Origin of the sequence: Prosthecobacter sp. (assembly GCF_014879935.1) — a bacterium.
In the GTDB taxonomy this organism is placed as follows: domain Bacteria; phylum Verrucomicrobiota; class Verrucomicrobiia; order Verrucomicrobiales; family Verrucomicrobiaceae; genus Prosthecobacter.
Genome location: NZ_JACSRD010000128.1, coordinates 1 through 24,263, shown reverse-complemented (window position 1 = coordinate 24,263; position 24,263 = coordinate 1). Strand labels below are relative to the sequence as shown.

At 62.3% G+C, this 24,263-nt stretch carries 19 protein-coding genes; 14 read left to right on the top strand and 5 right to left on the bottom strand.

All coding sequences use genetic code 11. The features are described 5' to 3' along the window. The coding region (locus tag IAE77_RS10825) for a Mur ligase family protein (protein WP_294226017.1) at positions 1-1,213 on the top strand (1,213 nt) is incomplete at its 5' end. A gap of 83 nt (positions 1,214-1,296) precedes the next feature. After that, on the top strand, positions 1,297-2,403 hold the full coding sequence (locus IAE77_RS10820; protein ID WP_294226012.1) for a hypothetical protein: 1,107 nt from the start codon (positions 1,297-1,299) through the stop codon (positions 2,401-2,403). A gap of 1 nt (position 2,404) precedes the next feature. On the opposite strand, the gene IAE77_RS10815 is transcribed toward IAE77_RS10820, so the two are convergent. The 4 genes from IAE77_RS10815 to IAE77_RS10800 are packed head-to-tail and all read right to left on the bottom strand — an operon-like array spanning position 2,405 to position 6,775. Beyond that, a complete protein-coding gene (locus IAE77_RS10815; protein ID WP_294226009.1) occupies positions 2,405-3,562 on the bottom strand; it encodes a hypothetical protein in 1,158 nt (385 codons plus the stop codon). A gap of 2 nt (positions 3,563-3,564) precedes the next feature. Next, positions 3,565-4,017 (bottom strand): DUF1854 domain-containing protein, encoded by a 453-nt coding sequence (locus tag IAE77_RS10810; RefSeq protein WP_294226006.1) that lies wholly within the window; start codon positions 4,015-4,017, stop codon positions 3,565-3,567. After that, on the bottom strand, positions 4,014-6,197 hold the full coding sequence (locus IAE77_RS10805; protein WP_294226003.1) for an ABC transporter ATP-binding protein: 2,184 nt from the start codon (positions 6,195-6,197) through the stop codon (positions 4,014-4,016). The genes IAE77_RS10810 and IAE77_RS10805 overlap by 4 nt, the downstream gene beginning before the upstream one ends. Next, the gene (locus IAE77_RS10800; protein ID WP_294226000.1) at positions 6,194-6,775 is read right to left on the bottom strand and encodes a Uma2 family endonuclease; all 582 of its coding nucleotides are present in this window, start codon (positions 6,773-6,775) and stop codon (positions 6,194-6,196) included. Before IAE77_RS10800 ends, IAE77_RS10805 begins: the two co-directional genes overlap by 4 nt. A gap of 132 nt (positions 6,776-6,907) precedes the next feature. On the opposite strand from IAE77_RS10800, the gene cphA reads away from it, so the two are divergent. From cphA to ptsP, 12 genes are all read left to right on the top strand, one after another. After that, positions 6,908-9,511 carry a cyanophycin synthetase gene (cphA, locus tag IAE77_RS10795; protein WP_294225997.1) on the top strand — a complete coding sequence of 868 codons (2,604 nt, stop codon included), beginning with the start codon at positions 6,908-6,910 and terminating at the stop codon, positions 9,509-9,511. 70 nt (positions 9,512-9,581) lie between these two features. Then, positions 9,582-10,235 (top strand): glycerol-3-phosphate 1-O-acyltransferase PlsY, encoded by a 654-nt coding sequence (plsY, locus tag IAE77_RS10790; protein ID WP_294225995.1) that lies wholly within the window; start codon positions 9,582-9,584, stop codon positions 10,233-10,235. Then, positions 10,232-11,233, top strand: a complete 1,002-nt coding sequence (locus IAE77_RS10785) for an NAD(P)H-dependent glycerol-3-phosphate dehydrogenase (protein WP_294225989.1) — start codon at positions 10,232-10,234, stop codon at positions 11,231-11,233. The genes plsY and IAE77_RS10785 overlap by 4 nt, the downstream gene beginning before the upstream one ends. Before the next feature lie 5 nt (positions 11,234-11,238). Further along, a complete protein-coding gene (locus tag IAE77_RS10780) occupies positions 11,239-12,099 on the top strand; it encodes a class I SAM-dependent methyltransferase (protein WP_294225987.1) in 861 nt (286 codons plus the stop codon). Positions 12,100-12,120: 21 nt separating this feature from the next. Continuing rightward, positions 12,121-13,041, top strand: a complete 921-nt coding sequence (locus IAE77_RS10775) for an ABC transporter permease (protein ID WP_294225985.1) — start codon at positions 12,121-12,123, stop codon at positions 13,039-13,041. Beyond that, positions 13,034-13,999, top strand: a complete 966-nt coding sequence (locus IAE77_RS10770) for an ABC transporter permease (RefSeq protein WP_294225982.1) — start codon at positions 13,034-13,036, stop codon at positions 13,997-13,999. The genes IAE77_RS10775 and IAE77_RS10770 overlap by 8 nt, the downstream gene beginning before the upstream one ends. Before the next feature lie 116 nt (positions 14,000-14,115). Further along, positions 14,116-15,447 (top strand): ammonium transporter, encoded by a 1,332-nt coding sequence (locus tag IAE77_RS10765; protein ID WP_294225979.1) that lies wholly within the window; start codon positions 14,116-14,118, stop codon positions 15,445-15,447. Positions 15,448-15,572: 125 nt separating this feature from the next. Continuing rightward, entirely contained in the window at positions 15,573-16,421 is an 849-nt protein-coding gene (locus IAE77_RS10760; protein ID WP_294225976.1) for a class I SAM-dependent methyltransferase, read from the top strand. A gap of 59 nt (positions 16,422-16,480) precedes the next feature. Beyond that, complete coding sequence (locus IAE77_RS10755) at positions 16,481-18,538, top strand: prolyl oligopeptidase family serine peptidase (protein WP_294225974.1); 2,058 nt, start codon at positions 16,481-16,483, stop codon at positions 18,536-18,538. Between the two features lie 124 nt (positions 18,539-18,662). Next, complete coding sequence (locus IAE77_RS10750) at positions 18,663-20,681, top strand: hypothetical protein (RefSeq protein ID WP_294225971.1); 2,019 nt, start codon at positions 18,663-18,665, stop codon at positions 20,679-20,681. 163 nt (positions 20,682-20,844) lie between these two features. Beyond that, positions 20,845-21,696 carry a tetratricopeptide repeat protein gene (locus tag IAE77_RS10745; RefSeq protein ID WP_294225968.1) on the top strand — a complete coding sequence of 284 codons (852 nt, stop codon included), beginning with the start codon at positions 20,845-20,847 and terminating at the stop codon, positions 21,694-21,696. A gap of 49 nt (positions 21,697-21,745) precedes the next feature. Then, on the top strand, positions 21,746-23,506 hold the full coding sequence (gene ptsP, locus IAE77_RS10740; RefSeq protein WP_294225965.1) for a phosphoenolpyruvate--protein phosphotransferase: 1,761 nt from the start codon (positions 21,746-21,748) through the stop codon (positions 23,504-23,506). 19 nt (positions 23,507-23,525) lie between these two features. On the opposite strand, the gene IAE77_RS10735 is transcribed toward ptsP, so the two are convergent. After that, positions 23,526-24,050 carry a hypothetical protein gene (locus IAE77_RS10735; RefSeq protein ID WP_294225962.1) on the bottom strand — a complete coding sequence of 175 codons (525 nt, stop codon included), beginning with the start codon at positions 24,048-24,050 and terminating at the stop codon, positions 23,526-23,528. Positions 24,051-24,263: the final 213 nt, after the last annotated feature.

The window sequence follows — 24,263 nt, the reverse complement described above, 5'->3', positions numbered from 1 at the left end:
GGTCGCCGCGAGCCGTGGCGATCCCGCGGTCGTCGTCGGCGATGGCCAAAGCACCATCGTGCAGCTCGTCGAGGACCAGTTGAACTCCGACCCGCGTCGCGGCGAGCTCGAAACCTGCCCTTGGGACAAGATCAACACGACAACCTGGGACCCGGTGATCCTCGCCGACCTGCAAAACCAAGGTCATCCGCCCGAGTCGGTGCCACACAATGGCGAACGCGTGCTGGTGGCCCGCTTTGCGAACTGGGCCATCGACATCACCGACGACGTGCATCCCACCGTGCGTGATCACGTCATCCTCGCCGCGAAGGTGGCCGGGCTCGACATCTGCGGCGTGGATGTCGTGTGCGAGGACATTTCCAAGCCGCTCGAAGAGCAGGGCGGTGCCATCGTCGAGATCAATGCCAGCCCCGGCCTGCTGATGCATCTCAAGCCTGCTGTGGGCAAAGTGCGCCCGGTGGGCGAGGCCATCGTGAACATGCTCTTCCCGGAAGGCGATGGCCGCATCCCGGTGATCGGCGTGACCGGCACGCAGGGCAAAACGACCACGGTGAAGCTTCTCGCGCACCTGCTGGCCTCCACGGGCAAATTCCTCGGCGTGTGCCACAGCGATGGTTTGCAGTTCGGTGAACGAAAAGCCGTCTCGAAGCAAGGCGACCGCCTTTTCGGCTCGCAAGGCGTGCTGCTGCATCCGTGGACGGAAATCGCCATTTGCGAGACAAGCGCCGAATCGATCATCCTCGAAGGCGTTGGCTATGATCGATGCCAGACAGGGATTGTTTTGAATGTCAGCTCTGATCACCTCGGCCTCGGCTACATCGACACACTGGAGCAGATGACGAAGGTGAAACGCTGCGTGGTGGACGTCGTGCTGCCTGGTGGCACCGCCATCTTGAATGCCGATGATTCGCTCGTGGCGGGCATGGCGGAGTATTGCAAAGGCAGCGTGCTGTTTTTCAGCCGTAATGCGGGGAATGAGGTGCTCGTGAAGCATCGCGACGCCGGCGGACGTGCGGTGTTTGTGCGTGAGGGAACCATCTGGCTCGCGGACGGCGTGGCCGAGCGTTCGTTATGCCCGCTCGCATCCGTGGCTGTGCCGCACGAGCGGCACTTCACGGCTCATGTGGAGGTCATCCTGGCAGCCACATCTGCGGCGTGGGTCCAAGCGGTGCCTGATGAGCAGATCGCGGACCGTCTGGCATCATTTGCGTGAATTGCTGACGGTGAGCAAAAAGCCCATGAGACAAGGCGTTTGCACCTTGTGAGTTATTTTGAATTCAATCCCGTGACAGGCGCATGACGGAGACGGGTGTGTGCATTCCTTCGTCGGAACGTGGTCTCCGCCTTCTTCAGGCAGAATGGAGCCGGCTCGGCATGACGGGCTGGGTGGAGGTGATCCCGGCGCAGGATGACACGGCCCGGCTCGCACTCACCGCCGTAGCTCGCGCATGGATGCCGGATTTTGACACGCTGGAGATCGCACGAAATCGCGGATGGGATGTGCATGCTGATGACAATGACCTTGAGCGCGAGATCTGGCTCACGCTGCTGCACAGTCCGGTGCCGGTGATGTTTCCGAGCGCGGCTGAGCTCGTATCATCCGTGCGCATCCGGCGAAACATCACCCGCAACGCCGCCCGCACGATGCTGAACTTCAACACCACGGCAGTTGAGCGGCCGGAGGACTGCTGGACGTATTCGGAAGACACCGGCTTCATCCTCCAGCCGGGATGCGATTTGATCGAATCGCTCATCAAGGCCAGCCAGCCGCCGCCTGGCGGCGTGGTGTACTCCTTCTCCTGCTATCGTGCCTCGGAGTATGTGGTGCTGCTGTCGATCGCCCAAGAGGCGAGGGAGCGTCATCCCGCGCTTTACGCCCGATTGCAAAAGCAGTGGCACACTCACGCGGTGGCCTCGCGACGCTTCCATGATGTCTTCATGGAGGAACTCGGAACCGTGGAGCAACCGCTGCCGATGCATTACTATGTGCCGGGCGACCGCGTGTGGTTCCGCAATCCGGACACGCTCTCGGATGAGGTGGAGGGCTTCGAGGGATCGTGGGTGGTTTATCTCGGTGGAGGCTTGTTTGCGAACTTTTGGAAGCGTGACCGGCCTTTCGATGTGCTGGGCAAATGCCTCGAAATCTACCACTGGCGTCATGGAACCGTCCGGGATGACAAAGGCGAGCTGCACATGGACGAGGGGCTTGTGGAGCGGTTCGTGGCGGAGACACGGGCCGATCCGAAGGCCTGCGCGGAGATCTTTGAGCGGATGCACCGCATGCGTGATCCGCTGGACGTGTATGCGGATGGCGGCTGCATGGATGCCACGCGTGAGTATCCGAAATTCATCCTCCCGCCGCACAGCACGATAATCCAGGACCTGGATACGCTGGAGTGGTGAATCAGAGGCGCAGGTAAAGCTTCCGCCGGTCCATCCACACGACGACGAGCAGGAGGAAAAGCAGGCTCGGCACGCCAGTCATGATCGTCTCCATCTCCGGCCCCAGCATCATCAGGTAGCGTTTGCCCAGATGAAGCTCCAGCGTCTCGGCCAACCACAGGTCCAGCGTGTGCCGCATGAGGTAAAAGGCGAGCGAGTTCATGCCGATGACGATGAAGAGCCACGCCCAGCGGCGATGCTGCTTCACATCCACGAGTTGATAGAGCGCCGCCAGCACCAGCAAGCAGCATCCGCCGCTCCAGAACACCCACGAGGGTGTCCACAAGTGCTTCACGATCGGGCACATGCCGCCAAAATGCATCGCGAGGCTCACCGGCAGGCAGATCAGGCCGGCCATGCTGAGGCGCTTGGAGGCTTGATCGCGTGATTTGAGCCACGTTCCAGCGATGAGGCCCAGGATCATCGTTGAGATGGTGGGGATGAAGTTGATCGTAGCATAGCCTCCGAGGTAGCCGACATACGGACTCGGACGCGGGAAGAGGTTCAGCAGCCAGACATCCAAAGCCCATCCCGCGTTGCGGTTGTGGTTCCAATGCGCGTAAAAGCCCTCGAAATCATGCTGCCATTCTTCAGGGATGTTCCAATCGCCCGGACTGGCATGCGGTGGCATCACGGGATACAAAACGTAGATGAGCCAGTGCAGCACCAAAAAGCCCGCGAAGCAGCTCCAGCGCCATTTGGGACCCGCAAAGGTCAGAGCGAAGACCACCATGTAGCCGAGGCCGGTCTGCGTGAGCGTTTCCTCAAAGGTCCAGTTTGTCATGTCACGCGTCTGGCTGCGCAAAAAGATGCCAAGGAAGATGAGCGCCAAAGACCGCCAGAGCGCATGCAGCGTCATTTTGAGCTTCGAATCGCCTTTGGAAGCCCGCGACGACACAGAGAACACCAGCGAGGCACCCGTCAAAAACGCGAACGAGGGATGAATGAGGTCATTCAATGAGCAGCCGACCCACGGCACATGCGCGGAATGAAAGCCGATGAACTGCCACACGCCGCTTTGAGGAAAATGCACCGCCACCTCGTCCAGCTCCAACAGGCGCAGGCCCAGCAGGAACATGACGATGCCACGATACACATCGAGCGAGGCGAGGCGCTGCATGGTTAGTAGTAGCGTTCGAGTTTCCGCCGGCTTTCGCGGTCGAGCGAGGCCACGTCGGGAATCAGGTAGCGGGTGCCTGCCTTGTCGATGATGACAAGGCGGGTGCCGCCGAGGCTTTGGATGCTTTCATCCGTCTCGATGCGGAAGACGGTCGGCCCGCGATCGGTCTCGACATGCCAGTCATGGCCGTCCGTGGCCCGTTTGATCGCCGTGATGCGCCTCACGACCGGGACAAACTCCCGCAGCTTCAACGCGGATTCGATCGCGCCACGTTGCTCAGCATCGAGCGTGTTCAAATCCTCGATGCTGGCCACTTCACGGCCCTTTTCATCGACGAGCGAGATCCAGTGTTGCGGCTCGGTGAGGGGGAAAAGCCGCACGGGACGCAGGTTGTCGTGTCGGACGCCTTCAGCGTCGATCAGCGAAAGATGGGAGCCTGTGGCGATGAGCTTCATGCGTGGTTGACCTCCTCCATGGCGGCGTGCAGGCGGGCATAGGTGCCGCTGTGTTTCATCAGGCTGTCATGCGTGCCGGTTTCGCTGATGACGCCGTTTTCGAGCACCACGAGGCGGTTCGCCTTCCGCAGCGTGCCGAGACGATGCGCGATGGCGATGGTGGTGCGGCCTTTGACGAGATGGTCGAGCGCCGCCTGGATCTCCCGCTCGGTCTCGGTGTCCACGGACGAGGTGGCCTCGTCGAGAATGAGGATCGCTGGATCGACCAGAAGAGCCCTCGCGATGCTGATGCGCTGTCTTTCACCGCCGCTGAGCTGCTGCCCGCGCTCGCCGACCATCGAGTCGTAGCCGTCAGCGAGCTTCAGGATGAACTCGTGCGCACGGGCTGCCTTGGCCGCGGCGATGATCTCCGCCCGTGTGGCCCCCGGTTTGCCGTAGGCGATGTTGTCCGCGATGGTGCCGAAGAACAGATACGGCTCCTGAAGCACGAGGCCGAGGTTCCGGCGGTAGTCCATCACGTCGATCTCACGCAAGTCGTTGCCATCGACGAGGATCGCGCCTTCGCTCACATCGAAAAAGCGGCACACGAGGTTGATCAGCGTGGTTTTGCCCGCGCCGCTGGGGCCCACGAGGCCGATCATTTCGCCGGGCGTGATCTTCAAATTGAGCCCGCGGATGATCTGGCGGGTGCCGTGGCGGAAACGCACATCCTTGAACTCGATCTCGCCCCGCAGGCGGCCCACTTTCCGCGTGTCCTTGTTCACCGGCATGTCCGGTTTCACATCGAGGATCTCAAACACGCGATGCGCACTGGCCGCTGCCCGCTGTGCCGAGGCCACGAAGCGGCTCATGGCATCGAGGCGGCTGTAAAACTTCGTCACATAGAGCACGAAGCCGGTCAGCACGCCCACGGTCGTGTGCTCGTGCGCCACGGCCCAGGCACCGACGGACCACACGACGAGCAGGCCGAACTCGGTGAGGAAGGCGATCGTCGGCTCAAAGAACGACCAGGTGCGGTTCACGCGGTCGTTCGTGTCAAAGATCTGCTGGTCATGCTGGCGGAAGCGTTCGATCTCCCGCTTTTCCTGCGCGAAGGCCTTCACCACGCGCACGCCGGGGATGGTGTCCGTCAGCACGCTGTTCATCGCGCTCCAGGCACGGCTGGCCGCGGCAAAGCCGCCACGCAAATGCACGCGCACCCATTGAACGAGCCACGCGACGACCGGCAGCGGTCCGAGTGCCGCGAGGGCGAGCACCGGATTGATCGTGAACATCACCCCGGCGGTGAAGATGATTGTCAGCAGATCGCACGCGAAGTCGATGAAGTTCACCGAGATGAAGAGCGAGATGTCATCCGTATCGTTGCCGATGCGGGAGATGAGGTCGCCGGTGCGCTTCTTGTTGAAGTAGCCCAGCGAGAGCGTCTGCAGATGCTCGAAAGTCGTGCGGCGCATCCGGCTGGTCACGCATTCGGCCAGACGGGCCACCACATACGTCGTGGCCCATTGCAGCATCCAGGTGAGCACTGCCGCGCCGAGCAGGCCGCCGACGAATTGATACACCTTCTGCACGTTGATCTCGTGCGTGGCGCTTTGCAGCGGGATGAGCACGTCATCGACGAGGGACATCGTCAGCCAGGGGCCCAAAAGGCTCGCCCCGGTGCTGGCGACGGTGAGTCCGAGGCCCACCAGCATCAATCCCAGCCAAGGTCGCGAGAAGGTGATGAGGCGCAGCAGCGGCTTGCCGGCAAACCGGGGCTCCGTGGAGGCGATCTCGGGCGTGAAAAGCTCCTCGTCATCGTCTTCGCCGCTTTCCACACCTTCTTCAGCGAGGCCACGCTGTTCTTTGAAGCGGCTGATGAAGGTCTCGACCTCACGCAGATGCCCGGCGGTGATGCGCCAGTGCCAGACGGCATTCCCGTCCTGCATGAGATGCAGCGCCGTGGTGGGGCCAAGTTCCTCCAAAACAAGCTCCTCCACCGCGGCGAGCTTCCATTCATGAAAACGGCCCTCCTCGATGTGCAGCAGCCGCTGGCTGGTCAACACGACGAGCCCGGCATGGAAGTGCAGGTTCCAGTCCAGGTCAGTCGAGAGCCTCGCCACCATGCGTTCTCCCGGAGACAGCCGCGATTCGGCGTGCTGGAGGAGACGTTCGGAGGTTTCGCGGGAGGATGTTTTCAAGCCGCGTAAATGTCCGCCACGTTCATCGTGAGCTTCACCGATTGAAGGGTGAAACTGCCTTTGCGATGCACCTCGGCCGGCTTGAGGCCTGTTTCGGGCCGGAAGATGGTGACGCTGGGCTTTTTGGGGTTGGGCCACACGACGACATACTCCTTCAGGGAGGCGATTGGGAGAAAGGCGGCAAGCTTCTCATAGTAGTCACGCTTCCACTCGGAGGACGCCACCTCGATGATGAGGGTGGGGTGCTCCTTGTAGAGCTCGTGTTTGTCCTTGGACGAGCAGGTGACCATGATGTCCGGGTAGTAAAACACGGTCTTGTCGTCCGTGAGCACCTTCAGCTTCATGTCGGACTTGAAGACACGACATTTTTTGCCGCGCAGATGGCCGTGTAGGACAGCGAAGAGATTTCCTGCGGCGATCTCATGTTTCTCGTTCGCTCCAGCCATCGCGAGGATGAGTCCGTCGAAATATTCGTGCTTCTGCTCCCGCTTTTCCTCGTCTTTGAGGTAGCGGTCCACGGAGATGAGCGGGGGATTCCAAATGTCCTCGTAGGGCATTCTGCGGGCGGTGGCAGGCATGGGCGGAGTGTAAGGCGAAGAACGGCTGCTGGCAAGAAAGCGCAATTTTGGCCGGTCCGGCGTCGTTCCCGCTCCGAATCCCCCTTGACGCTACATCCAGGCAGGGATTCTTCCGCGCCCCCACTCCCCCGCTTGTCCTCCGAATCCTCATCCTGCGAGCCCTGCACGACTCTCGTGCGGAAAATCAACGCCCTCCGCGGGCCGAACATCTGGGCGCGTGACACCATGCTCGAGTGTCGCGTGGAGTTCCCCGAGATCACCACTTTCGTCTCGAACTGGACCGACTGGCTCGTCTCCTGGCTGCCGGCGCTGGAGCCCACATTCAAAGAGGCTGCGAAGCCCGATGCGGACACGCTCGCGAAGCTGCTCGTGGACATCACGCTGCATCTGCAAAGCCGCACCGACTTGCAAGTGAGCTTTGGCAAGGTCATGCCCAGCAGCGAGGCGGGCGTGATGCGCCTGATCATTCAATTCGACGAGGAAGCCGTGGCCCGCGCGGCCTTTGAACTGGCCCGCCGATTGATCGATGCCGCGCTGCACGGCCATACCTTCGATGTGAACGCCGCCATCGAAAACCTGCGTGACCTCGCCCACGACATCTGCCTGGGCCCCAGCACGCGGGCGATGGTGGACGCGGCGAAGGTGCGCGGCATTCCCGTGCGTCGTTTGACGGAAGGCAGCCTCGTGCAGCTCGGCTGGGGCTCGAAACAGAAGAAAATCCTCGCCGCCGCCACCAGCCAGACCAGCGCCATCGCGGAAGACATCGTGCAGGACAAGGATCTCACGCGCCGCCTTCTCAACGAGGTTGGCCTGCCCGTGCCGCAAGGCCGCCCTGTCCGCTCCGCCGAGGATGCTTGGGCTGCCGCGAATGAAATCGGCCTGCCAGTTGTGGTGAAGCCTCGCGATGGCAATCAAGGCCGCGGCGTGGCCTTGAACCTTTTCACCCGCGAGCAGGTCATCAAGGCCTACGAGGCCGCGAAGGAGGAAAGTGACTCCGTGCTCGTCGAGCAATTCGCCGAGGGCGAGGACTACCGCGTGCTCGTGATCGGCAAGCAGCTCATCGCCGCCTCACGCCGCATGCCCGCGCATGTCATCGGTGATGGCGTGCAGACCATTCAAGAGCTCATCGCCGAGAAAAATCGTGACCCGCGCCGTGCCGCCGATCACGCGGCTGCCTTGAGCAAGATCCGCATCGACTCCGTGGCCATGCAGGTGCTCGCTGAGCAGGACGTGACGCCCGATTCCGTGCCTGCGAAAGGCCGCGTCATCCTCATCCGCCGCAATGCGAACCTCAGCACCGGCGGCACCGCGGCTGATTGCACGCCCGAGGTGCATCCCACCATCTGCGCCGCTGCTGTCGAGGCCGCGCAAACCGTAGGCCTCGACATCTGCGGCATCGACATGATTGCGCCGGACATCTCCGCGCCGCTCAGCCCGCGCAATGGCGTCATCATCGAGCTGAACGCCCGCCCCGGCCTGCGCATGCATTTGTATCCCTCCGAGGGCGAGCCGCGTGCCGTTGGCAAGGCGGTGATCGACACGATGTTCGCCGAGACCTGCTGCGGCCGCATTCCCATCGTCGCGGTGACCGGCGTGAATGGCAAGACGACCACCACGCGCTTCGTCGCCCATCTCATGCGCACGAACGGCTGGCGCACCGGCCTCACGAGCACCGATGGCGTCTTCGTCGATGATCGGAAGATCGACAGCGGCGATTGCAGCGGCCCGAAAAGCGCCCGCAGCATCCTGGCGTATCCGCTTTGTGATGCCGCCGCTCTCGAAACCGCCCGCGGTGGCATCCTGCGTGAAGGCCTGGCCTTTGATCACTGCGATGTCGCCATCGTCACGAACATCGGCTGCGGCGATCACCTCGGCATCAACGAGATCGACACGCCGGAGCAGCTCGCCGAGGTGAAGCAATGCATCGTGGCCGCCGTGCCGGCCCACGGCACCGCCGTGCTGAATGCCGCCGATCCGCTGGTGGTGAAAATGGTCGAGACCTTCCCGCGCCGGACCATTTTCTTCGCCCTCGATGGGGAAAATCCGGTGATCTTCCGTCATCGCATTCAGGGCGAGCGCGTGATCTTCGCCCGCGACGGCAGCATCATCCGCGCGGAAGGGCCGAACGAGGAGGTTTTCATGCCTCTGGCGGAAGTGCCGCTCACGTTGGGTGGAAAAATCGGCTTCCAGGTCGAAAACACGCTCGCGGCCAACGCTGCGATGTGGGCGCTCGGCGTGGATGGTGAGGTCATCCGCCGCGGCTGCCGCACGTTCATTCCGGGGCTCGATCAAAACGCCGGGCGCTTCAACGTGCTCGACTTGAAAGGCGTGACCGTCATCGTCGATTACGGGCACAATGTGGACGCCCTCAAGGCCTTGCTGGGCGGCCTGCGCCAGTTTCCGAATGAACGGCGTATCGTGGTTTACACTTCCGCTGGCGACCGGCGGGATGGCGACATCATCGACCAGGGCCGGCTTCTGGCCGCGGAATTTGATGAAGCCTGGCTCTACGAGGGCGATTATGTCCGTGGCCGTGAACCTGGCGAGATCATGCGCCTGCTTTCCACGGGTCTGAACGGCTCCTCGCGTGTCAAACGTGTCGAATCGGTCATGGGGCACCTCAAGGCAGTTGATCTGGCATTGGAATCCGCCAAGCCGGGGGATCTCGTCATGATCCAGGCCGACACCGCGGACGAGACCATCCTGCACATGCGGACGAATCACGGCGCGCGGTGATTATCCGCCGGCTGCCGGACGAAGTGCTTGCCAGATCGCTCGGGTTTCGGCTACTAGGATCGTCTCGCTCATGACGACGACCACCGCCATTCTTGCCAGCATCGCCTGTGGCTACCTTTGTGGCTCCGTGCCTTTCGGTTACCTCGCCGGAAAGCTGAAAGGCATCGACATTCGCAAACACGGCAGCGGCAACATCGGCGCGACGAACGCCATCCGCGTGCTCGGAAAGGGCATCGGCATCCCGGTGTTCCTTCTCGATGTCCTGAAAGGCTGGCTGCCAGTCTGGCTGGCGGCCGGCTGGATCGCACAAACCGGCACCGACGTCGAAGTGGTCACGATTGGAAAGGTTCTCACCGGCTTCGCCGCGGTTCTGGGCCACATGTTCACCTTCTGGCTCGGGTTCAAAGGCGGGAAAGGCATCGCTACCACCTGCGGTGTGCTGGCGGGCGTTTCGCTGGCAGGCATGATCGGTGGCTGGATCGGCTTTCTCACGTTTCTGTTCGCGTTTCGCTATGTGTCGCTCGGTTCGCTCGCTGCCGCGGTCGGCGTGCCCACGGCGATGGCCATCCAGATGCAGCGTGAGGGCCGCTGGGACTTTGTGATGCTCGGTTTTGGCATCGTGGTGATGATTCTGGCGTTTGTCCGCCATCGTTCGAACATCCAGCGCCTCATCGCTGGCACGGAGAGCAAGGCGTTCGTGAAGAAAGACCAGTTGCCGTCATGATCCAGTCCGCCACAGTCATCGGCGCCGGCAGTTGGGGCACCGCGATTGCCTCGATTTTGTCCCTGCGTGGCCTGAAGATGCAGTTCTGGGGCCGTGATGCCGCCTTGATGGACCAGATCCGGCAGACACGCCGCAACGAACGCTACTTGCCGGATCTCGTTTTGCCCGAAAACATCACGATCACCTCCGACCTCGACGCGTTGGAACCGGCGGACATGTTGGTTTTCGTCGTGCCATCGAAAGCCGTGCGCTCTACAGCCGAGCTCGTGGCCAAAACCAAGGCGGCCTCCCAGGCGCGTGTGCTCGTGTCGTGCGCCAAAGGCATCGAACTCGAAACCGGCCGCCGCATGAGTGAAATGATCGGCGAATCGATTCCCGGCATACCGCTGGCCGTTTTGACCGGTCCGAATCACGCCGAGGAGGTGGCGAACCGCCTCGCGACGGCCGCCGTTGTGGCGTGTGCGGATGCAGACATCGCCAAAGCCGTCCAAAGCTGCTTCACACTGCCGTTTTTCCGCACCTACACGACCGATGACATCGTCGGTGCCGAGTGGGCCGGGGCGATGAAGAATCCCTACGCCATCGCCGCCGGCATCGCCCTCGGTTTGAAGCTGGGCGACAATGCCATCGCCGCTCTCGTTACCCGAGCTCTTGCCGAAATGGTGCGCCTTGGCGTGGCTGAAGGTGGGAAGGCGGAGACTTTCTACGGACTCAGCGGAGTCGGTGACTTGATGGCCACGTGTTACTCCGAGCACAGCCGCAATCATCGCGTCGGCCTCATGCTCGGCCAGGGGCACCCGCTGGATGAGATCATCGCCAGCACGCGCATGGTGGCCGAAGGCGTGCCGAACACCGCCAGCCTTTTTCGAGCGTCGAAGCAGAGAAAGGTGCGCACGCCGCTGCTGGATGAGATCCACGCGGTGCTCCATGAAGGCAAGCCCGCCAAGGAGGGCATGAAGGCGCTCCTCTCCCGTGATCCACGTCCGGAGGCAGATTGATTCCCATGACTTCCGATCCCAACGGCTACGAACTCCTCGACAGCGGCTCGTTTCAGAAACTGGAGCGTTTCGGCAGCGTGGTGCTGTCCCGTCCCTGCGCACAGGCGGTCTGGCGCCAGACACTTTCCAAGGGCGACTGGCAAAAAGTGACCGCCACCTTCTTCCGCGAAGGCGGCAACCAATGGCGTGGTCGTGACAAGCTGCCCGAGACCTGGAGCATCGATGTCGATGGCACGAAGTTTCAGCTCAGTTCGACCGATTTCGGCCACCTGGGCATCTTTCCTGAACAGCGAGACCAATGGAAGCGCATCCGCGAAACCTGCGTGGCGTTCCGCAAGAAGCACGATCGGGCCCCTCGAGTGCTGAATCTCTTCGCCTACTCGGGCGGCAGCACCCTGGCCGCGGCTCATGCGGGTGCTGAGGTCTGCCACGTCGATGCTTCGAAAGGCATGGTCGATTGGGCGCGCAAGAACGCCGCGCTCAACGGCCTCGAAGACCGCCCGGTGCGCTGGATCGTGGATGACGTGACGAAGTTCCTCGAACGCGAACTGCGACGTGAACGCCAGTACGACCTGCTCATCCTCGATCCGCCGAGCTACGGCCGCGGATCGAAGGGAGAGGTCTTCAAGATCGAAAACGACCTGCCGCCGCTGCTGGCGCTGCTGGCAAAGCTGCTTTCGTCCGAGCCGCTTGGCGTGTTGCTTTCCTGCCACACGCCGGAATTGACGCCCCTTTCGCTGCATCATCTGCTGTTGCAGCAGTTTGCGAAGAAGGGCGGCACTTTGGAACATGGGGAGATGCAGCTCCGTGGTGCGAAGGACGTCCTGCCGGTTCCCAGCGGCAGCTTTTGCTGGTGGCTGGTCTGATCGCCTGCGACATTCGGCCCAATGCCCAGCTTTCTCCTCCGCCGCGCCCTCAGCAGCGTGATCGTGATCTTCTGTGTGATCTCGATCACGTTTGTCCTGGCCCGGATCACGAAGGGCGGGCCGTTTGATCGCGAGAAGGAGCCTCCGCCGCACATCAAGGAGGCGCTGCTGACACGCTACAAGCTCAACGGCACGCTCTGGGAGCAATACAGCGCCTATGTCGGCTCGCTGATGCGGTTCGATCTCGGTTTGTCCACCCGTTATCGGGACTGGCGTGTGTCCGAACTGCTTCAGCAGAAAATGCCGAACTCCTTCGCGCTCGGCGGTCTGGCCTTGGTGATCGCGAGCTGTGCCGGCGTGGGGCTTGGCAGCCTGGCGGCGATGAAGAAGGACACGTGGGTCGATCGTTCGGCGATGTTGTGCGCCCTGATGAGCATCTCAGTCCCGTCGTTCGTCAGCGGGCCGGTTTTGATCGCTGTGTTCGCGTTGTGGCTTGGCTGGCTGCCGGTGGGGGGCTGGGGCACGGCGCGGCAGATGATTCTGCCGGCGGTCTGTCTGGCGGCCCCTTACGTCGCCTACATCGCCCGTTTGATGCGCAACAGTCTGCTGGACGTGATGAAAAGCGATTTCCTGCGCACTGCTCGTGCGAAGGGTCTTTCTGAAACTCAGGCCGTGGTGAAGCACGCGGTCAAAGTGGCCATCCTGCCCGTCGTCACCTTCCTCGGACCCCTTGCGGCCCATCTGCTGACCGGATCGATGATCGTGGAAAGCGTCTTCAACATTTCCGGCGCCGGGATGATCTTTGTGAACTCGATCCAGAACCGCGATGTCTTCCTGCTCGGTGGCGCGGTGATCGTTTATTGCGTGCTGCTCGTGCTTTTCAACCTGCTGGTGGACGTGATCTACACGCTGCTGGACAAACGCATCCGACTCTATGCCTGATGCCGCCGCTCCAGCACGAATCCCGCGGCCGGACGGCTGGCAGATCCTGAAGCGCAACCGCGCGGCGATGTTCGCGCTGCGGTTTCTCGTTGTGCTGGCGTGCGTGGCCATCGTGGTGCCGATGCTGCTGCCGGCTGCGTTGAAAGTGACCAGCAGTGAATCCTTCATGCCGCCATCGGCCCGGCATCTCCTCGGCAGTGATGTGAACGGCCAGGACATGCTCTATCGAGTGCTGTCTGGAGCCCGAGTTTCGCTGGGGGTCGGGTTCATGGGGGCTGTGATCAGCCTCTTCATCGGGACGCTCTATGGCATGATCAGCGGTTATGCGGGCGGACGTGTGGATGCGTTCATGATGCGCACGGTGGAGGTGCTGCAATCCGTGCCGCGCATCCTCTTCATCATGATCCTCATCGCAGCGCTCGATGATTACGTGAAGGAGTGGGTCGATGGCTGGCGTCTCGCCGCGCAGGCGGAAAACTGGAACCATGCCGCCTCCCTGATGAGTGATCTGCAGGCCTATTCGAAGGTGCTGGTGATGATCGTCTCGCTCGGACTGGTCGAGTGGCTGGTCATGGCGCGGATCGTTCGCGGCCAGGTGCTCGTCCTGCGTGAGCTGACCTTTGTCACCGCGTCGAAGGCCATGGGGCAGGGGAGCTGGGGTGTGCTGCGGCGTCATCTGCTGCCGAATCTGAGCACGATCATCCTCACCTACCTGACGCTGACCATTCCGGCGGTCATCCTGGATGAGTCCTTCCTCAGTTTCCTCGGGCTCGGCATCGAAGATCCGGCCGCGAGCTGGGGTTCGCTGCTGAAGGACGGCGCCCAGGTCATCAATCCGCTCGAAAGCAAATGGTGGCTGCTCGTTTTCCCGGCGCTGCTCATGGCCGCCAGCCTTCTGGCTCTCAACTTCCTCGGCGATGGCCTGCGGGATGCGTTTGATCCAAAGAGCGGGGAATGAAGTCAAAACGGGAAAAAATACCGGTGAGGATTGGCATGGGGCTTGCTTGATTGGGCCGATTCGTCTCGTGGGCCAACCATCTGCGGGGCGGACACAACCAACCATACCAACCAACCATGACCCATCCTGCGCCCTTGCGCCGCAGGCCCGGCCGCCTGCCGTTTTTCACGGCCTGTGCCGCGCTTTGCTGTGCCTCCACGTCGTTGCACGCCGCTGAAACGTCCACCATTCAGAGCGGAGACACCGCCTGGCTGCTGACCTCCACGGCCCTCGTCCTGTTCATGATGATCCCCGGCCTGGCGCTGTTCTACGCCGGCCTCGTGCGTTCGAAGAACGTGCTCTCGATCTTCATGCAATGCTTCGCGTTGACCGCCGTGCTGAGTCTTGTGTGGCTCGCGTGCGGCTATTCGCTCGCCTTCACCGGTGACAGCGGGGTCTTTGGCACCCTGGACAAGGTCTTCCTCAAAGGCGTGACGCCTGCCAGCACCTACGCTGCTTATCCGAACATCCCGGAACATCTGTGGTTCGCCTATCAGATGATGTTCTTCCTCATCACGCCGGGTTTGTTCATCGGGGCCTTCGCTGAACGCATGAAATTCAGCGCCATCGTGGTCTTCAGCGTGTTCTGGAGCCTGCTCGTGTATGTCCCGACCTGCTGGGGCGTGTGGCACAAGACGGAGTTCTTCGGCCTGAAGAACGTGATCGACCTCGCGGGCGGCATTGTGGTGCACATCACCGCTGGTGTCGCTGCCTTGATCGCCTGCATCATGGTGGGGCCGCGTCGCGGCTTCCCGCACACGCAGATGATGCCGCATAACCTGCCTTTCACCGTGGCCGGTGCTGGCATGCTCTGGGTGGGCTGGTTTGGCTTCAACGGCGGCAGCCAGGTCGCCGCCAATGGCAATGCCGCCATGACCGTGGTGGTCACCCACATCTCCGCCTGCGCCGCCTGCGTCGTGTGGTCGTTGATCGAATGGATCAAAGTCGGCAAGCCCAGCGCCCTGGGCATCGCCACCGGTTCCATCGCCGGTCTGGCGGCGATCACACCAGCCTCCGGCAAAGTCGGTCCTGTGGGTGCGCTTTGCATCGGCAGCATCAGTGCCCTGGTCTGCTGGTTCTTCTGCGCGAAGGTGAAGCAGAAGTTCAAATACGATGACTCGCTGGATGTATTCGGTGTGCATGGCGTCGGCGGCTTCGTTGGCACCGTGCTTGTGGCGGTGTTTGCGTCGCCATTCTTCGGCGGACTCGGCTATGCTGAAGGCGTGACCATGGGCGGACAACTCGTCACCCAGCTCCTGGCCTCGCTGTACACGATCATCCTGTCGGGGGGGATCACCTTCGGCCTGCTGAAGGCCATCGACGCCACCATCGGCCTCCGCGTGGACTCCGAGCAGGAGAACCAGGGCCTCGACCTCGCCGAACACGGCGAGTCCGGCTACAACGCGTGATTTGACTTCCAGCGTCCCACACACCGGCCGGATCACACGCGATCCGGCCGGTCTTTTTTTGTGGCGTCATTCGAGCAGTGATGAATCCCCGCTTGTCCGGCCGGAGCAGCGCGGCAGAATCGGGCATGATGGAAAACGAAACCACCACGGGTGAGATTTATGAGTTGCTGGACAGCGGCGGCGGACGGCTGCTGGAACGAGCCGGCGGTCTCATCACGTCGCGGGCCTGTCATGCGGCTTGGTGGCGGCGGAAACTCCCGGGTGCGGAATGGCGCAAGGCTGTGGAGCTCAAACAAGCCCTGAAGGAGCCAGTGAAGGTGAAGATCGGGCCGGTGCGGTTTCAATTGAGCCCGGGCGGCAGCCTGCGGGCACTGGCCCCGGAACTGGAGGAGCTGTGGGAGGAGGTGCAGGGCCTGTGCGCGGCATTTGTGGACAAGCAGCGAATGGCTCCGCGCGTGCTGAATCTGTTTGGTGGCGCGGGCGGGGCGACGATTGCCGCAGCCCAGAGCGGCGCGGCGGTGGCGCACGTGGACAGCTCGGCGGAGGCGATCAAACGGGCGCGGGATCATGCCGCGTTGAACACGCTGGCCAATCGCGACATCCGCTGGGTGGTCGATGATCCCGTGAAGTTCGCGCAGCGTGAACGCACGCAGAACAGCCGCTATGACGTGATCGTGATCGATCCCTTCACGCCGAAGGATGCCAAACGCGGCGCTTTCGAGCTGGAGCGCGATCTCGGGCCGCTGCTGGGCACGGTGAGCGGCCTGCTTTCCGACAAGGCGGCTGGCGTTGTTCTTTCGTGCCGGCAGGGATCTGTTTCACCCACAACACTGCTGCATCTGATGAAGCAGGAGTTCAGCATTTTCGGTGGCGTGATCGAGAGCGGCGAGGTTCTGCTGACCGGACCGGAAGGCTCCACGGTGCCTGCGGTTCCGAGCGGGGCGTTTGCGTGCTGGTTGAAGGCGGTGGCGTGATGGACTGATGAGAGTTGCGTGATGCAAAGCGGTGCGATGCGGCGTTTAAGCTGCCTCCCATGATCCAACGACTTTTCTTCTTCGCCCTCTGCGCGGTGAGCGTGCAGGCCCAGCTCAGTCCGAACGGTGCCACCGCGTCCTTCAAAGGCAGTTTGCCGCCGAAATCAGTCGCCGCGCTTTCCGCAGATCAAGAAGCGGGCCTCGAATCACGCCTCAAGGGCCTCACGGCCGATTTTGCCGCAGTGAAGAAGCACAAGCGTGCCGCAGATGCCGAGATCTTCCTCAAAGCGGTGCGCTATGCCCTCGAGTTCGACGAATGGTATGACAAGAAGCCCGAGGATGGCCTCAAGAAGGCGAACGCCTTGCTCGACGAGGCCGCGAAGCGTATCGACGGCCTCAAAAAGAACCGAACGCCCTGGCTCGAAGGCAGCGGGCAGAAGGTGCTCGGCTTTTACTCGAAGCTCGACGACTCCGCGCAGCCCTACGGCGTCGAAATTCCCGAAGGACTCGATTACAAAGCGAAGAAGACGCCCATGTGGATCTGGCTTCACGGCCGTGGCGACACGGCGACGGACCTGCACTTCGTTTACAGCCGCCTCATGGCGAAAAAGCCCGGCCAGTTCCAGCCTGCGGGCACCATCGTGATTCATCCCTTCGGCCGCTACTGCAACGGCTGGAAGTCTGCCGGTGAGGTGGATGTCTTCGAATGCCGCGACGATGCGATGAAGCGCTTCAACATCGACTCGAACCGCGTCGCCATCGCCGGATTCAGCATGGGCGGCGCAGGTGCGTGGCATCTCGGCGCGCATTATCCCGACCAGTGGGCCTGCGTGCATACCGGCGCCGGTTTCGCCGATGTGAAACGCTACCAGAAGCTCACGCCGGACAAGTATCCCGTGTGGTATGAGCAAAAGCTGTGGGGCTTTTACGACGTGCCTGACTATGCGCGAAACTTCCTCAACGTCCCGCTCATCAGTTACAGCGGCGAAAACGACGCCCAGCGCGACAGCGCCGAATACATGATGGAAGTGCTTGCGAAGGAAGGCATGAAGCCGCCGCACCTCATCGGCCCCGGCATGGGCCACAAGTATCATCCGGAGACGATCAAAGAAGTGCAGGCTTGGATCGAAAAGGCCGTCGCGAAGGGTCGCGAGCTGTTTCCGGACGAAGTTCACATCCAAACGAAGACCCCGCTCTATGGCCGCGTGAAGTGGGTGAACCTTCACGGCCTGGAGGAGAGCTGGAAGGACGCCCGCATCGACGCCAAAGTGCTCGACGGCCAGACCATCGAGATCAAGACGAGCAACGTCTGCCGGATCGTCCTCTACCCGCCGCCGCAGGCTCGCAAGGGCGGCGGCAAGGTGAAGGTCATCGTCGATGGCAATGCGCTCAGCCTCACGGTCGGCCCCGAACTGCCGCAGTTCGAGAATTTCCTCAGCGCCGGACCTCGCGTGCCGAACTCGCTTTGCCGTCTCATCAAAGAAAACGGCCAGTGGCGTGACTTTGGCAATGCCACCCCCTTCCAGCACGAAGGCCCGGAAGGCGGCAAGCCCACCTCGCATCCCGGTTTGATCGACACGGCCTTCATGAAGCGCTTCCTCGTCGTGCTGCCGGATGGCAAATCATCCTCCGCCGCGGTCGATGCCTGGGTGAAGACCGAATCCGAGCACTTCCTCACCCGCTGGCGTGGGCTCATGCGCGGTGATGTGCGCGTGGTGAAGGCTTCCGAAGTGAAAGACATTTTCGCCGAAGGCAAAACGCAGGGCCTCATCCTCTGGGGCACGCCGGAATCAAATTCGTGCATCAAGGCCGTGCTCGGCGGCCTGCCGCTCACTTGGGACTCGAAGAAGGTCGGCATGAAATCGAAGGACAGCTTCGGCGCGGCCACGCATGTGCCCGTTTTGACCTATCCGGCGCTCAAATCAGCCGGATTCGAGGTCGTCATCAATTCCGGGCTCACTTTCCGCGAGGCGCATGACCGCACGAACTCGCTGCAAAACCCCAAACTGCCCGATTGGGCCATCCTCGACATCACCCAGGCCCCGAACGCCGAATCGGCCGGCAAAGTCGTCGCGGCGGACTTCTTCGATGATCGCTGGCAGGTGAAGAGGCCTTGAATGCCGCCGGGGGAAGTCTCGGCTGGCATGCATAGAGGCGATAACAGGGGAGGGAAGGATGTTCGGGTTGCCGCAGGTGGCTTGATGTTATAATTTTCATAACATCCCTCCTGTGGCTCCTTCCATGAAAAGACTGTTTGCCCTCTCAGCGCTGCTCCTCGGTGCCGGCGTTCACGCGCAAACGGTCGAACTGGTCCAAATGCCGTTCGCTCGGCTGATGGCACAGGTGGACGAGGGAGATGCTGCGGCAATGGTGCAATTGGCGTCGCGTTACAAGCTGGGCACGGGCATCATTCACAACGACGCCAAATGCCGGGAGCTCTACCAGAAGGCCGCGAAAGCGGGAAATCTCGCCGCCATCGGAGTCTGTGCGGCCAATGGCTGGGGAAGTCCCGCTGATCCCAAGCTCGCCTTTGCGAGTCTGGAAAAGGCCAGCAAAGCGGGCGACCTGACCGCGATCCGCCAGCTCGGGCGTCTGTACGCTTCGGGCATTGGCTGCAAGATCGACAAGGCTCGGGCCTTCGAGCTCTACCAGCAGGCGGCAGCGACCAAGGACCCGGCGGCATTGTACATGCTGGCACTCGCCTTTTGCAACGGTGTCGGCACGAAGGCCGATCCCGCCCGCGGGTTGGAGATCATGGAGCAGGCGGCGCGCTTCAGCAGCGTGGTGAAGGTGAACGTGGGTGAGCGCTACGAGAGCGGTACCGGTTGCAAGAAGGATCCCAAGCACGCGAGACAGCTTTTTCATGAGGCCGCCGAGGAGGGCTATCCACGCGCCTTCTGGATACTCGGCTACCGTTACCTCGCGGGCGAAGGCGTGACGCAGGATGTGACCCTGGCGGTCAGCTACTATCATCGGGCCGCGCAGCTCGGTGATCTCGCAGCGATGTCCGCTCTTGCCCGCGCCTATCGTGACGGCACCGGTGTGGAAAAGGACCTCCGCAAGTATGTGGATCTCATGCGCCAGGCCGCCGAAGCCGGATTCGCCGACGCCTGGACCGGCTTGGGTCTTTATTATGAGGAGGGCCCCGAAGGACAGCCGGATCTGGAGAAGGCCCGGGAGTGCTTCCAGAAGGCCGCAGCCGCCGGCAGCGGCTTCAGTTACAACAGGCTCGGGCTCATCTACGAACGCGGCACCGGGGTGGAGCGAGACATCGGCAAGGCAGTCGAGTACTTCACCAAGGCTGGCGACGCTGGCGAGGGCCGTGGCTACTCCAACCTCGGCAACCTCTACTGGTATGGCAACGGCGTTGAAAAAGATGACGCCCGCATGATCGAGCTCTTTGAGAAGTCGATCGCGCTCGATGATTCCTGGGGCTGCCACCATCTTGGGCTCTGCTATGAGCAGGGCAGGGGTGTCCCGCAGGATTTCCTCATGGCGCGTGACCTGTACACCCGCGCTGGCGATCTTGGCGATTCCCGCGGCTACACCCGGCTGGCCGATCTCCATGAGCACGGGCGGCTTGGGCCCATCAACAAATACGGCGAAGCCAACAGGTGGTTCCTCAAGGCCGTCGCAGCCGGAAGCGGGGAGGCCTGTTACAGACTGGGTCACAACTATCGCTACGGCCGCTGTGAGGAGGGCAAACCGATGCTCGAAAAGGCTCATGCCTTCCTGGTCCAGGGTGCCAAAATCGGAAACTCGTTCGCGATGGTCGAGCTCGCCGATTTCATGATTCAAGGCATCGGGGGATGCGAGAAAGATCCCGTCGCTGCCGTGGATTGGCTCACCAAGGCCGCTGAAAATGGCTGTGCGGTGGCCCTTTTCCGGCTCGGTGAAGCCTTCTTCGAGGGCGTCGGGGTGAAGCGGGACTACGAACGCGGCCTCTCACTCCTCCGCGCCGCAAGTGCGCAGGGCAACATTCCTGCCACCCGCAAACTCGGATACTGCTACGAGAACGGCATCGGCGTCGCCGAAGACCTCACGACGGCACGCCTTCTTTATGAACTCGGCATCGCCCTCGGCGATGACATCGCCCAAGGCATGCTGCGCGACTTGAAAACCAAGATCGCCATGCGGGACCCCTCTCCCCACATCCAGAACTTCTCCCAGCCGCCCGTCCCGAAACCCGGTCAAGCCTCGCTCCTCAAATCCTCAGCTCCCTCCGGCCGGGCGGTGCATCTGAAACCTGCGGGACGTTGAGCGTCACACAGTTGGACGGGCTTTGAGACCTGGAAAGGCCCGAGGGCCAGCAGCAGGTGAAGCGGTGACCTGTTTTGTTCATTGGAAATGAACGCGGAGCTTGACGGAGGGCGGCTCTGTCCGCGAAGGTACCGCGTCAACCCCTGACCGCTGCTCTGCGATCATGCCCGAGACCCCGTCCCAAGCTCCCACTCTTTCTGATCCCGCCATTCAAGCTGCTCGTGAAGCGGTGGAGGCGCAGCGTGAGGCTGTGAAGCAGTACCCGGGCAAGGCGCCCGCGTTTGCCCGTGCGTTGAACACGCTGGCGAACGCCCTGCGCGAAGCAGGTGACGTCCCGGGCTCGGAAGCGGCCTATCGCGAGGCGTTGGAACTGGGCGACTCGTTGCAACTCCCTGCCGATCTGATCGCCGACACGCGCACGAGCCTGGCGACGCTGCTGGACTTCACCGGCCGCGAGGCTGACTCGCTGCCGTATTATGAGGAGGCGATCAGCAACCATGAGGCGCTCGGTGGCGAAAATCTTGAGGTGGCCGCGCAACTGCGGAACAACCTGGCGATGACCTACAAGAGCATGGGCAAGTATGCGCTCGCGGAGCAGCATTATCTGCGTGCGTTGGAGACGCTGGAGAACAAGCGCGGACGCCAGTCGGAGTCCGTGGCGTGCGTGTTCAACAATCTGGGAAGCCTGTATTACGCGGCCGGCTTCCCCGACCAGGCCAAGGAGATGTTCGAGGACGGCCTGAGCATCCGCCGGAAGGTGCTGGGCGAGCAGCATCGCGATGTGGCGCAGTCCTTGTGCAATCTGGCGACCGCGTGCCACGAGTTGAAGGACAACGAGGCCGCGCAGCAGCATTTTGAGAGCAGCATCGCGATCCTGGAGTCGCAACTGCCGGACGAGGCGAACAGCTACGAGGCCGTGGGCATGGATTATGTCGCGATGCTCGACAGCATCGGCGAGACGGCGAAGGCGGAGGCCTTCCAGAAGCGCATCGACAAGGCGCTCGCGGCGGTTTGATCATCGCGGCGTTTGCCAAACGCATCCATCCGCGTGAAAGGTGACGTGAATGGCTCCCCCGTCTGAACGCCCCGAGAAAATCTGGACCGGCACCGCAGTGTCGGCGGGCGTGGCACATGCGGTGGTGCATGTGTTGAAGGACCATTTTGACGAGCCGGACGACGACAGCATCGAGCCCGGCACGGAGGAGCATGAGATGCACCGCCTGCATGCGGCGCTGCAGGCCACGCGGGTCGAGATCGAGGACTTGCAACGCATGATGGGCGGCGAGCAGGGCAGCGCCGAGAGCGAGATCTTCGAGACGCATCTGCTGATCCTGCAGGACACCACGATTTTGAAGCAGACCGAGAAGGCCGTGCGTGAGAAGCAGGTCTGCGTGGACTGGGCTTACTACAAGCTGATGTGCAAGCACATGGACGCGCTGCGCGGCCTGTCGGATGCCTACCTGCGGGAGCGTTTCCTCGACATCAAGGACGTGACGCACCGCGTGATGCGGCATCTGCGCGGAGAATTGCTCGAGCACCCGATGTTTGACGAGCCGGTGATCGTCGTCGCTCATGACCTGACGCCGTCCGACACCGTGCAGATCGATCGCAGCAAGGTCCTCGGCTTTGCCGTGGAGACCGGAAGCGCCGTCTCGCATGCGGCGATCATCGCCCGCTCGCTCGCCATCCCTGCGGTCGTGAAACTGCATGGCATCTGCGACGAACTGCACAGCGGAGACACCGTCCTGCTCGATGGCGAGGGTGGAAACCTGATCCTGAACCCGACGGCGGAGACACTTTCACGCTATCGCAGTCGCGAGGAGCAGGCGGAACGGCGGGAGGACGTGTTTCAACTGGAGCGCCATGAGCCCGCGCTGACGAAATGCGGCTCCGCCATCTGCGTGGGTGCGAATGCCGAGTTCGTCGAGGAGGTGGGCATCGTGCAGGACAGCGGAGCTGAGGAAGTCGGCCTGTTCCGCACGGAGTTCCTGCACTTGGAGAATCCAGACGCGTCAGAGGACGAGCTGGCGGCCGCCTACGGGCAGGTGGTGCGTTCGCTCGCTCCGAAGCGGGTGGTGTTCCGCACGCTCGACCTGGGCGGAGACAAGGTGGATGAACGTCTTGCGGTGGAGCCGGAGCCGAATCCCTTCCTCGGCTGGCGTGGCATCCGCCTGTCGCTGGGCCGGCTGGACCTCTTCAAGCGTCAAATCCGCGCCCTGCTACGTGCGGCGACGCACGGCCGTGCGGGCATCATGTTTCCGATGGTTTCGGGCGTGCAGGAGGTCATCGAAGCGAAGGCCATCCTCAATGAATGCGCGGAGGAGCTCGCCGCCGAGGGGGTGGACGTGCCCGATGAGATCGAAATCGGTGCGATGATCGAGATTCCCAGCGCGGCGTTGTCGGCCGACTTGATCGCTGCGGAGGTGGATTTCCTCAGTCTGGGCACCAACGACCTGATTCAATACACGATCGCCGTGGACCGGTTGAATGACCGCGTGGCGGCGCTTTACCAGCCCACGCATCCGGCTGTCCTGCGGCTCATCGGCATGTCGGTCACCGCAGCACGCGGGGCTGGCATCCGCATCGGCATGTGCGGGGAGATGGCCTCCGACTTGCGGCTCACCCCTCTCATGATTGGTCTCGGTTTGAACGAGCTGAGCGTCGCCACCACCCAGATTGCCCGTGTGAAGCATGCCGTGCGGCGGCTTTCCGTGCTGGAGTGCGAAGATCTGGCCCGTGCGGCGCAGAAATGCACCAGCCCGGCCGAGATTCTGGCTCTCAGCCGGGCTGTGGCGGACCGGTGCTATCCCGAGTTGTTCGAGTAGCCCGTGGTTTTGGGGCAAATCAGGCGGCGAGCTTGCTGGCGCGGGCTTTTTTGGCTGGTTTGACCGGTTTCGGTGCCAGCGTGGGGCGGAAGGCATCGCCAAACAGATACTGGCGGGCGCTGTCCACCTGGCCCATCACGCGCCGGTGCCATTTGGCGTATTCCTTGCCCAGGCGTTCCTCGGAATCACCCTGCTGCAGGGCGCAGTCCAGGCTCATGTGCTCGGAACTGAGCTCAAAGTGGAAGGTGATCTCCGGGATGTGCAGTTCGACAGCTTCGAACATGTCCATCACGCGGGCGGCGTAGCTGGTGTCCCACACTTTGTCGTCCTCGTCGTAGCAACTGGTCACCAGGTGGGCGATGAGATACTCCGCATTGTCAGAGAACACCTCGGACGCGTCGATCACCGAATCAAAGCTTTCGCGGTCGGCTGTGACAGGCAGCACCACCGAGACGGCCACGCCGGCTTCGTGGAGAATCTGCTCCATGCCGGAGCCCTGGTAGAACTTGTTGAAGAACTCGCCGAGGCCTGTCGCCACATCCATGATTGTGAGCGGGGCGGCATCGACGTTTGCCAGGAACTCCCTCGGCGTCAGCGAACTGGCGTCGAGTGTCTTGGCTCCGGTTTCGGAGATGGCATCCTCCTCGGTGAGGGAGAGGATCTGATGGGCGACACCATACTGCTCAAGATAGCGGTGGAAGCAGAGCGCCAGGGTGCTCTCTGTCTCTTATACACATCTGACGCTGCCGACGACGGA

Excerpts from the sequence above, each read along its gene's own strand:
- IAE77_RS10735 (WP_294225962.1), bottom strand. The coding sequence starts at position 24,050 with ATGGATGTGGCGACAGGCCTCGGCGAGTTCTTCAACAAGTTCTACCAG.
- IAE77_RS10745 (WP_294225968.1), top strand. The coding sequence starts at position 20,845 with ATGCCCGAGACCCCGTCCCAAGCTCCCACTCTTTCTGATCCCGCCATT.
- IAE77_RS10770 (WP_294225982.1), top strand. The coding sequence starts at position 13,034 with ATGCCTGATGCCGCCGCTCCAGCACGAATCCCGCGGCCGGACGGCTGG.
- IAE77_RS10780 (WP_294225987.1), top strand. The coding sequence starts at position 11,239 with ATGACTTCCGATCCCAACGGCTACGAACTCCTCGACAGCGGCTCGTTT.
- IAE77_RS10755 (WP_294225974.1), top strand. The coding sequence starts at position 16,481 with ATGATCCAACGACTTTTCTTCTTCGCCCTCTGCGCGGTGAGCGTGCAG.
- IAE77_RS10800 (WP_294226000.1), bottom strand. The coding sequence starts at position 6,775 with ATGCCTGCCACCGCCCGCAGAATGCCCTACGAGGACATTTGGAATCCC.
- IAE77_RS10775 (WP_294225985.1), top strand. The coding sequence starts at position 12,121 with ATGCCCAGCTTTCTCCTCCGCCGCGCCCTCAGCAGCGTGATCGTGATC.
- IAE77_RS10785 (WP_294225989.1), top strand. The coding sequence starts at position 10,232 with ATGATCCAGTCCGCCACAGTCATCGGCGCCGGCAGTTGGGGCACCGCG.
- IAE77_RS10750 (WP_294225971.1), top strand. The coding sequence starts at position 18,663 with ATGAAAAGACTGTTTGCCCTCTCAGCGCTGCTCCTCGGTGCCGGCGTT.
- IAE77_RS10815 (WP_294226009.1), bottom strand. The coding sequence starts at position 3,562 with ATGCAGCGCCTCGCCTCGCTCGATGTGTATCGTGGCATCGTCATGTTC.
- IAE77_RS10820 (WP_294226012.1), top strand. The coding sequence starts at position 1,297 with ATGACGGAGACGGGTGTGTGCATTCCTTCGTCGGAACGTGGTCTCCGC.
- IAE77_RS10765 (WP_294225979.1), top strand. The coding sequence starts at position 14,116 with ATGACCCATCCTGCGCCCTTGCGCCGCAGGCCCGGCCGCCTGCCGTTT.
- ptsP (WP_294225965.1), top strand. The coding sequence starts at position 21,746 with ATGGCTCCCCCGTCTGAACGCCCCGAGAAAATCTGGACCGGCACCGCA.
- IAE77_RS10760 (WP_294225976.1), top strand. The coding sequence starts at position 15,573 with ATGATGGAAAACGAAACCACCACGGGTGAGATTTATGAGTTGCTGGAC.
- plsY (WP_294225995.1), top strand. The coding sequence starts at position 9,582 with ATGACGACGACCACCGCCATTCTTGCCAGCATCGCCTGTGGCTACCTT.
- IAE77_RS10810 (WP_294226006.1), bottom strand. The coding sequence starts at position 4,017 with ATGAAGCTCATCGCCACAGGCTCCCATCTTTCGCTGATCGACGCTGAA.